The organism is Agarivorans sp. QJM3NY_25, assembly GCF_050870875.2.
GTDB lineage: Bacteria > Pseudomonadota > Gammaproteobacteria > Enterobacterales > Celerinatantimonadaceae > Agarivorans.
Genome location: NZ_CP194041.2, coordinates 1081331 through 1090000, shown reverse-complemented (window position 1 = coordinate 1090000; position 8670 = coordinate 1081331). Strand labels below are relative to the sequence as shown.

The window sequence follows — 8670 nt, the reverse complement described above, 5'->3', positions numbered from 1 at the left end:
GCCGCCAGCGTTCAATCTGAGCCATGATCAAACTCTTCAATCAAAGTTCTTTCGCTCAAAGTAAATACTGAAATTATTACTGTTAAAACAGTGTGTCACTCCAGTCCACTTAAGCTAATTTTTTTCGCTTAGTGCTCTGCGAGTGCTCACACAGATTGCTTGATAAATTGTTAAAGAGCGTTGCTTCTTGCGAAGCGAGGTGCGCATTCTACGCCATCCTCGGTGACTGTCAACCGCTTTTTTCAATCTTTTCCAAAGAACTTTTCTAAGGAAAGTTTGAAGCGTTTAACCGTCGCTGATAAAGCCTCAGGCCTTACCAACCCTGACCGCTTGCTGCTGCGCTATTGCGTGCTGCCCGCCGTGTCAGTGGAGTCGCATTATAGGGAAGCAATGTAGGAAAGCAACCATTATTTCAAACTTTATCGACTTTTCCGTAGATACATCTAAAAACGTACAACAAACACACAAAAAGGCGCTTAATTAAGCGCCTTTTGATGAATATACCTTACGATTACTCACTTTACATCTTTAGTCTCAGTAGATGTTTTTTCAACGGAGTTCAAATCTGATTCTGTGTGGCTATGATTAGAGTCAAGATCTTCCTCATCACCGACGACATGTTCAATCTTAAGCTTATTCACTGTACGAATCGTGTAAATCGGGCCCGAAATGGCATAAGCCGCAAACAAGGTAAACAATACGAGTGCAGGTTTAACCGCGACAATAATAAATACTAATACCACCAGTAACACAGCAAAAAATGGCACACGCCCCTTAAGGTCAATCCCCTTAAAACTATGATATTTAAAATTAGTGACCATCAACAAACCGCTGATAACCGTCACAACACAAGCCACAATATCGGCACTATTTCTGGAGAGATCTATATCTTGGGCAAACCACACCATTCCGGCTACAACCGCCGCAGCAGCGGGACTAGCTAAACCTTGAAAAAACCGTTTATCGGCAATTCCAACCTGAGTATTAAAGCGCGCCAAACGTAAAGCTGCACCAACGGTGTAAACGAATGCAGCTAACCAGCCAATTTTACCTAAGTCATGTAATGCCCAATTGTAGGCAACCAACGCAGGTGCGATACCAAAAGACACCATATCCGCCATGGAATCATATTCGGCACCAAAAGCACTTTCGGTATTGGTTAACCGAGCGACACGACCATCAACACCGTCAAAGATCATCGCCACAAAAATAGCAATCGCAGCGGCTTCAAATTGACCATTCATGGACGCAACAACCGCATAAAATCCAGAAAAAAGACCCGCGGTAGTAAATAAATTCGGGAGTAAAAAGATACCTTTTTGTCTCGCTCCCTCTCCCACTTTATGCTCTGTCATTTAGTTACTCTATAAAACTGCCTAAAAAACGTGGGCTAAAAATAGCATATCACCTTAGTTGTTAATAGCGCTGCACTGACAAATAAGCAGCGATGAGCTATATATTAAGACTAATACACTCTGACCGCTGTATTACGTTTCGTTAAATATCGCGAGCGCATAAACTTGGTAGTATCGCAATGAATATAGGTAGATTGACCGAGCAATTACAATTGGATAATGAACAGGTTGAACAGTTTGCTCACTTAGAACAACTTTATGACCGTTTAATGGAAGAACTTTTTAGTTTCGACGGTGACCGTAAACAAATGTGGAAAGCCATGCGAAACTTAGTAAAACAAAAAGACATCGAGATTCAAAAGTTACTCGATGCCAAACAAACTCAAAACTATTTCACACTTAAACAAAAAGAGAAGCAGCAATTAAAGCAAGCACTTCACCCAAAAAGTTAGATGCTTGCTGATTGCGAACTTCGGTTAGCCAAAACGAAGTTGTCCATCGACAAACTCAATCACAATGGTTTTCCCCGGTTCAAGCTGACCTGCGAGAAGCGCTTGGGCTAACGGGTTCTCTAAGCGTTGTTGAATCGCTCGTTTTAGCGGGCGAGCACCATAAACCGGATCAAAGCCAGCTTGACAAAGATTATCCAACACCGCATCACTAAACTCAAACTTATAGCCCTGCTCTTCCAAACGAGGCACCAGCCGCTGGACTTGAATTCGCGCGATTTCCCGGATCTGAGCAGCTTCTAAAGGATGAAACACGACGGTTTCATCAATACGGTTAATAAATTCAGGTCTAAATTGCTGCGATAAAACCTCCATGAGTGCCACTTTAATTTCCTCATGAGTCATTTGGCCATGACGCTCTTGAATAATATCGGAACCAAGATTAGAGGTCATGATGATGACTGAATTACGAAAATCGACGGTACGCCCTTGTCCATCGGTTAGCCGCCCATCATCAAGCACTTGCAGTAAGATATTGAATACATCTGGATGGGCCTTTTCAACTTCATCTAGTAATATCACCGAGTACGGACGTCGCCTCACCGCCTCGGTTAAATAACCACCTTCTTCATAACCCACATAACCGGGAGGTGCACCGACTAAACGCGCAACCGAATGTTTTTCCATAAACTCAGACATGTCTATGCGGACCATTGAGTCTTCGGTATTAAACATAAATTCAGCAAGCGCTTTACATAACTCAGTTTTACCAACCCCTGTGGGCCCTAAAAATAGAAACGATCCAATGGGGCGGTTTGGATCAGACAAACCTGCTCGGCTGCGCCGAATAGCGTTTGATACTGCCACCACAGCTTCGCTTTGGCCGATCACTCGGGTATGTAACCCTTGCTCCATGCGCAACAGTTTCTCACGCTCGCCTTCGAGCATCCGGTTTACTGGTATTCCCGTCCAACGCGAGAGCACATCGGCAATTTCGGCATCGGTTACTTTATTGCGCAGTAAACTCATGTCTTGCATTTCCGCCTGAGACGCCAAATCTAGCTGTCGCTCCAACTCAGGAATTCGTCCATATTGCAATTCAGACATCCGATTCAGATCACCAGCTCGGCGTGCTACGTCCATATCTAAACGAGCTTGCTCCAAATCAGACTTAATGTGTTGAGTGCCAGATAACGCGGCTTTTTCGGCTTTCCATACTTCATCAAGCTCTTTAAATTGCAGTTCTTTATCGGTCAGCTCTTCATCTAACAACATTAAGCGTTTTTGACTGGCGCTATCTGATTCTTTCTGCAAAGCCTGGCTTTCTAGTTTCAGCTGAATAATTTTTCGTTCCAATTTATCGAGCGCTTCAGGCTTGGAGTCAATTTGCAAACGGATACTTGATGCTGCCTCATCGATCAGATCAATAGCCTTATCCGGTAATTGTCGATCGGAAATATAGCGATTTGACAAATTTGCCGCCGCCACAATCGCCGGATCGGTAATTTCTACAGAGTGGTGCAATTCATAACGCTCTTTTAGCCCGCGTAGTATCGCAATGGTGTCTTCTACGCTAGGTTCTTCCACCAATACTTTTTGAAAACGCCGTTCTAAAGCAGCATCTTTTTCAATATATTGTCGGTATTCATTTAAAGTTGTGGCGCCAACACAGTGTAACTCTCCCCGAGCAAGAGCTGGTTTAAGCATATTGCCTGCATCCATTGCGCCATCGCCTTTACCCGCTCCGACCATGGTGTGTAGCTCGTCGATAAATAAGATCACCTGACCTTCTTCTTGCGACAACTCATTGAGTACCGCTTTTAAGCGCTCTTCAAACTCGCCTCGATATTTGGCCCCCGCCACCAATGAGCCCATATCTAAGGATAAAACCCGCTTATTTTTTAAGCCCTCAGGCACTTCATGGTTAATAATGCGTTGCGCGAGACCTTCTGCGATAGCTGTTTTACCAACACCAGGTTCGCCAATTAACACCGGGTTATTTTTAGTCCGGCGTTGCAGCACTTGAATCGTTCGACGAATTTCATCATCACGACCAATCACTGGATCAAGCTTACCTTGCTCGGCGCGCTCGGTTAGATCAATCGTATATTTCTCTAATGCTTGACGCTGATCTTCAGCATTCGGATCATCGACTTTCTGACCCCCACGTAGCTTTTCGATTGCTTTATTAATATTGTCTTTATTAGCACCTAAGCCACGCATAATATCGCCGAGTTTGCCTTTATCCTCGGTGACGGCTAGGAAGAAGATTTCTGAAGAAATAAACTTATCTTTGCGCTTTTGCGCTAACTTGTCACAAAGATTAAGCAAAACCACCAGTTGGTTAGAAAGTTGAACATCTCCGCCAGTACCTTCTACTCGAGGGAGTTGCTCTAAGGCCTGCGATAATTGAGAGCGTAATGCGCTGCCTTCAATACCAGCTTCCGCCAACAATGGACGTAATGAAGCTGCATCTTGATTTAACATCGCAGACATTAAATGCACAGGTTCAATGAATTGATGATCTCTACCCAATGCCAGTGACTGCGCATCAGAGATGGCTAATTGAAACTTACTTGTGAATCGATCTAGGCGCATCTAACACCTCCACATGAAATAGTTTATTACCTATTATGTTGGTGTTGAACGGCCAATTTTCAAGCTCAATAATGTTTAATTTTCAAGCTAAAGGTAAACTTTGTGAACTGTTTCCAGTTATTCTTCCAACCAGATCGCAGCGGCCATTCTGCCAGTTAATCCCTCACGACGATATGAGTAAAACTGCTGTGCTGAACGATAAGTGCAGCACCGCTCAGAATAGACTGCGGTAAGCCCCGCTTGGGTAAGACGTTGCTCGGCCAACATAAAGATATCAGCAAAATACTTATTGGCTTTATTGCTTGGAGTAAAAGCTAAATATGCCTCTGAGTGACTATCGACAAACGCTTGTTTGACCTCTTCACCCACTTCAAAGGCACTTGGGCCAATCGCTGGGCCCATCCATGCCATCACTTGCTTCGGGGCAACTTTCATCTTAGCGATGGTATTTTCAATGATCCCATTGGCTAAACCACGCCAACCAGCATGAACCGCAGCCACCACTCGACCTTGTTTGTCACATAATAGGATCGGCAAGCAATCTGCGGTCATCACCACACAAACTGCCCCCGGTTGGTCGCTAACACTGGCGTCAGCCTCTGCCATTTGACTGCCACTCAAACTCGCATCAACCACTTGAGTACTATGGATCTGCTTTAGCCAGCAGACCTGGTCTGGCATCTCAGCCTGAAAAGCGACACGATTTTGCTGAACCGCTCTCCGAGCATCGCCAACATGATCCCCTAAATTAAAGGAGTCAAAGGGCGCTTGACTCACGCCACCAAGACGGTCACTAAATATGGCTCGAACATTTGGCGGACAAGGCCATTCAACAAGGTGACTTGGCAAAACCTAACCTAAATCTGGATTAAGTTTGTGGTCGTCACGTAAAGCCTCTGCGATATCTAAAATATCCTGAGGGACCGGTGCATGCCATTCCATCATTTCACCGGTGATGGGATGTTCTAGACGTAACATCACTGCGTGTAGAGCTTGGCGTTTAAATGCACGCATTACGGTGACTAATTCCTCACTCGCCCCTTTTGGTAAACGTAAACGGCCATAGGTTTGATCGCCCAACAAGGCGTGACCAATATGCGCCATGTGAACCCGAATTTGGTGGGTTCTCCCAGTTTCTAAACGCAAACGAATACGGGTATGCTGACGAAACTTTTCGGCAACACGATAATGAGTCACCGCGGGCTTTCCCGATTGAACCACTGCCATATGAGTTCGCTTATTTGGATGGCGACCAATAGGTTCATCCACTAGACCACCAGCAGTCATGGTGCCGGTAACAATCGCTTCATATTCACGGGTCACACGGCGCTCTTGTAAAGCTTCCACCAAATGCGTTTGAGCGGGAACCGTCTTAGCCACCACCATTAAGCCGGAAGTATCCTTATCAAGACGGTGAACAATCCCTGCTCGAGCCACTTCGGCAATCGCTGGATAGCGATATAATAAGGCATTCAGGATCGTGCCACTAGGATTACCAGCACCTGGATGAACCACCATATTAATAGGTTTATTGATTACCAAGATGTCATCATCTTCGTAAACGATGTCCAGTTCGATGTCTTCTGCTTGCGCTTCAACTACATCTTCTAATACGGTGTTTAAGATAATCTCTTCTCCACCAACAACCTTTTCCCTCGGTTTCACCTTAAGTTCGCCATCCAAACGAACACACTCCCCCAATATCCATTCTTTTATCCGAGAACGAGAATAATCGGGAAATAAGGCCGCTAAAGCTTGGTCTAGGCGGGCCCCAGCAAGTTCTTGGTCGACGATTGCACGCAACTCTAATTGTTGACTCATCTTAGGTATTACCTCTGACAGGAAGGCCAAAACCGGCTATTGTAATCATTCTCAGGCTAAAGCATAGAAGAAAATTGTTTACCGGATCATCTTCCTATCATATATCTCACTCGATGATTGACGGTTTAAGTAGCATAGAGGATACTGTTTGCCCATTATTTGAGGTGATTGGTTTAACACTTACCGTGTCCATTGTGGCCCGTGTTACTTTTCTACTATCACATTTATTACCAAGATGACTTTTAGCCAAATTATGCGCATTTATCAGCAAACAATTTCAATCATACTACTTGGCCTTATATTAGGCGCTTGCTCTTCGAACACCAAAGAGAAACCTAAAATCCCTGATAAGCCAGCATCAGAGCTGTATGCCGATGCGCAGACTGCGATTAATAATGGTTCTTTTAGTGATGCCACGGATAGCCTTGAAGCACTAGATACCCGTTATCCATTTGGGCCATATTCTAGTCAGGTTCAACTCGATTTAATCTATGTATATTATAAACGCAACGATACGGCCATGGCCTTAGCAAGCACTGATCGCTTCATTCGCAATCACCCCACTCATAGCTCTCTAGATTACGTCTACTATATGCGTGGCTTAATTAATATGGCGGCTGACCATAATTTATTTCAAAGTTTGGTCGGAATTGATCGCTACGACCGCGATCCAAGTTTTTCTCGTCAAGCCTTCAGTGATTTTAATACTCTAATCACTCGTTATCCTCACAGCGGTTATGCCACAGATGCTCAGCAGCGAATGGTTTACCTAAAAGATAACCTCGCTCGGAATGAGATTTCTGTGGCAAATTACTATATTAAACGAGAAGCCTATATTGGGGCGATAAATCGCGCTCGCTATGTTGTAGAAAACTTTCCAGATACCCCCTCCGCTAGAGAAGCTTTGGTCGTCATGGAAAAAGGTTACAAAGCTTTGGGCGTAGAAGAAATGGCCGAGCAGACTCAAAAAATAATTCAAGCGAACTAATCAATAACACATTTAAAAAAGCGAGCTCATGGAGCTCGCTTTTTTATGAAATCAAATAGCGTCTTCGTTTTCTTCACCAGTACGAATACGGATCACACGGTCTACATCACGCACAAAAATTTTGCCGTCGCCAATTTTTCCCGTTTGAGCAGTCTGAACAATCGCTTCAATACAACGCTCTAAATCATCTTTTTGCACCACTAGCTCTAGCTTCATTTTGGGTAAAAAGTCCACTTTGTATTCTGCACCACGGTATAGTTCAGTGTGACCTTTTTGACGACCAAAGCCCTTCACTTCTGTCACCGTCATACCAGTAATACCAATTTCAGCTAAGGCTTCGCGTACATCATCCATCTTAAATGGTTTGATAATGGCTGTTACTTGCTTCATTTGTACTTCCTTATGTTCATCATTTTATTAACTATGCTCTTTACTTTAAGCCAAGCTTAAGCAACTAACAATGTTTCTATCACCACCTTCACCTTGAAAAGTTTAACAAAATGACTTGCTGCTTATCATTGTGTCAAGCATATCAGCACTTGATTGAATGATTAAAACGGTAAGTTCAAGAAAAAGGTATAAGCTTAAATAGAGTCCAATATTGAGTATCACAATGAAACAGCTAGGTTTTACTCTCTTAGAACTAATGGTCACTGTCGCTATTGCGGTCATTCTTTTGGGGGTCGGAGTCCCTAACTTATCGAATTTATTCCAATCGATGTCTGCTGATGCCACGGTTAATCGCTTAATGCGCGAAGTCCGCTTTGCCAGAGCGCAGGCAATCAACTTAAATCAACGGGTGGTAATTTGTGCATTACAGTCCAACGACAGTGACTGCGGAGGCACCGTCAATAACGGTTTAACGATTTTTGCTGACAATAACAACAATGGAAAACTCGATGCTAACGAACAAATACTACAAGCAGCGGCCCCCTATAACCAAGCTGGCAAAATAAACTTTTATGGTTCTGTAAATGCTATACATTTTGGTAGTGACGGTTTAGTCCTCGGCCATGGTAGCTCAGCAAGCCTCTATTTTTGCTCTGATAACAATCACTATATTGAAGGTGTAAAAGTTTCTTTAGGTGGCAATATTCGCTTTATCACTGACAGCGAAAAAACCAGTTGTCCCATCTAGCGATGAGCTTAATAGTTTAATTCTGTAAAGGCGCGATTGGCCTGCTCTGAACTGAATTTATCGTTAAAATCAACACATTCGAAAGTACGCAAGTGACCCAGCCTTTTTATGGTTTTACGGTCATTCACATAACGCTGATACAAATCTGCTCGAATATCCCCCATAGAAGGCTGCGGCTTCGATTTTTGTTTACCGGGACTGGCAATAATCACCTGGTCAATGCCTTTTTCCCCCTGCATATAACACTTTACCGTCTGAGCAGAGCTCACCGAAATAGGCAACATCAATACTAACAACAACCATAATAGTCTATTCATCATC

At 43.8% G+C, this 8670-nt stretch carries 9 protein-coding genes and 1 rRNA gene (1 of these 10 running past the window's edge); 3 read left to right on the top strand and 7 right to left on the bottom strand.

Features of this window, described 5'->3' with window-relative positions; translation table 11 throughout:
• Together ACRRSW_RS05030 and pssA are read right to left on the bottom strand one after the other, a co-directional pair.
• Positions 1 to 43 (bottom strand): 16S ribosomal RNA (locus ACRRSW_RS05030) (it extends 1500 nt beyond the left edge of the window).
• Between the two features lie 472 nt (positions 44 to 515).
• Positions 516 to 1355, bottom strand: coding sequence for a CDP-diacylglycerol--serine O-phosphatidyltransferase (gene pssA, locus ACRRSW_RS05025; protein WP_432454281.1), 840 nt, complete (start codon positions 1353 to 1355; stop codon positions 516 to 518).
• Between the two features lie 179 nt (positions 1356 to 1534).
• Between pssA and ACRRSW_RS05020 the strand changes: the two genes are divergently transcribed.
• Complete coding sequence (locus ACRRSW_RS05020) at positions 1535 to 1807, top strand: hypothetical protein (RefSeq protein ID WP_432454282.1); 273 nt, start codon at positions 1535 to 1537, stop codon at positions 1805 to 1807.
• Positions 1808 to 1831: 24 nt separating this feature from the next.
• On the opposite strand, the gene clpB is transcribed toward ACRRSW_RS05020, so the two are convergent.
• From clpB to rluD, 3 genes are all read right to left on the bottom strand, one after another.
• Positions 1832 to 4402, bottom strand: a complete 2571-nt coding sequence (gene clpB / locus ACRRSW_RS05015; protein WP_432454283.1) for an ATP-dependent chaperone ClpB — start codon at positions 4400 to 4402, stop codon at positions 1832 to 1834.
• 117 nt (positions 4403 to 4519) lie between these two features.
• Positions 4520 to 5251 carry a peptidoglycan editing factor PgeF gene (pgeF, locus tag ACRRSW_RS05010; protein ID WP_432454284.1) on the bottom strand — a complete coding sequence of 244 codons (732 nt, stop codon included), beginning with the start codon at positions 5249 to 5251 and terminating at the stop codon, positions 4520 to 4522.
• Positions 5252 to 5254: 3 nt separating this feature from the next.
• A complete protein-coding gene (gene rluD, locus ACRRSW_RS05005; protein WP_432454286.1) occupies positions 5255 to 6223 on the bottom strand; it encodes a 23S rRNA pseudouridine(1911/1915/1917) synthase RluD in 969 nt (322 codons plus the stop codon).
• Between the two features lie 253 nt (positions 6224 to 6476).
• On the opposite strand from rluD, the gene ACRRSW_RS05000 reads away from it, so the two are divergent.
• Positions 6477 to 7211, top strand: a complete 735-nt coding sequence (locus tag ACRRSW_RS05000) for an outer membrane protein assembly factor BamD (RefSeq protein WP_432454288.1) — start codon at positions 6477 to 6479, stop codon at positions 7209 to 7211.
• Between the two features lie 51 nt (positions 7212 to 7262).
• On the opposite strand, the gene ACRRSW_RS04995 is transcribed toward ACRRSW_RS05000, so the two are convergent.
• Complete coding sequence (locus tag ACRRSW_RS04995) at positions 7263 to 7601, bottom strand: P-II family nitrogen regulator (RefSeq protein WP_220718788.1); 339 nt, start codon at positions 7599 to 7601, stop codon at positions 7263 to 7265.
• A 223-nt stretch (positions 7602 to 7824) separates the two neighbouring features.
• Here ACRRSW_RS04995 and ACRRSW_RS04990 point away from each other — a divergent pair, with 223 nt between their 5' ends.
• Positions 7825 to 8349: a GspH/FimT family pseudopilin gene (locus ACRRSW_RS04990; protein ID WP_432461050.1), complete on the top strand. Its 525-nt coding sequence runs from the start codon at positions 7825 to 7827 to the stop codon at positions 8347 to 8349.
• Between the two features lie 8 nt (positions 8350 to 8357).
• On the opposite strand, the gene ACRRSW_RS04985 is transcribed toward ACRRSW_RS04990, so the two are convergent.
• The gene (locus ACRRSW_RS04985; protein ID WP_432461049.1) at positions 8358 to 8669 is read right to left on the bottom strand and encodes a hypothetical protein; all 312 of its coding nucleotides are present in this window, start codon (positions 8667 to 8669) and stop codon (positions 8358 to 8360) included.
• Position 8670: the final 1 nt, after the last annotated feature.

Coding starts and splice junctions, on each gene's coding strand:
- rluD (WP_432454286.1), bottom strand. CDS start 6,223: ATGAGTCAACAATTAGAGTTGCGTGCAATCGTCGACCAAGAACTTGCT.
- ACRRSW_RS04990 (WP_432461050.1), top strand. CDS start 7,825: ATGAAACAGCTAGGTTTTACTCTCTTAGAACTAATGGTCACTGTCGCT.
- clpB (WP_432454283.1), bottom strand. CDS start 4,402: ATGCGCCTAGATCGATTCACAAGTAAGTTTCAATTAGCCATCTCTGAT.
- ACRRSW_RS05020 (WP_432454282.1), top strand. CDS start 1,535: ATGAATATAGGTAGATTGACCGAGCAATTACAATTGGATAATGAACAG.
- ACRRSW_RS05000 (WP_432454288.1), top strand. CDS start 6,477: ATGCGCATTTATCAGCAAACAATTTCAATCATACTACTTGGCCTTATA.
- ACRRSW_RS04985 (WP_432461049.1), bottom strand. CDS start 8,669: ATGATGAATAGACTATTATGGTTGTTGTTAGTATTGATGTTGCCTATT.
- pssA (WP_432454281.1), bottom strand. CDS start 1,355: ATGACAGAGCATAAAGTGGGAGAGGGAGCGAGACAAAAAGGTATCTTT.
- ACRRSW_RS04995 (WP_220718788.1), bottom strand. CDS start 7,601: ATGAAGCAAGTAACAGCCATTATCAAACCATTTAAGATGGATGATGTA.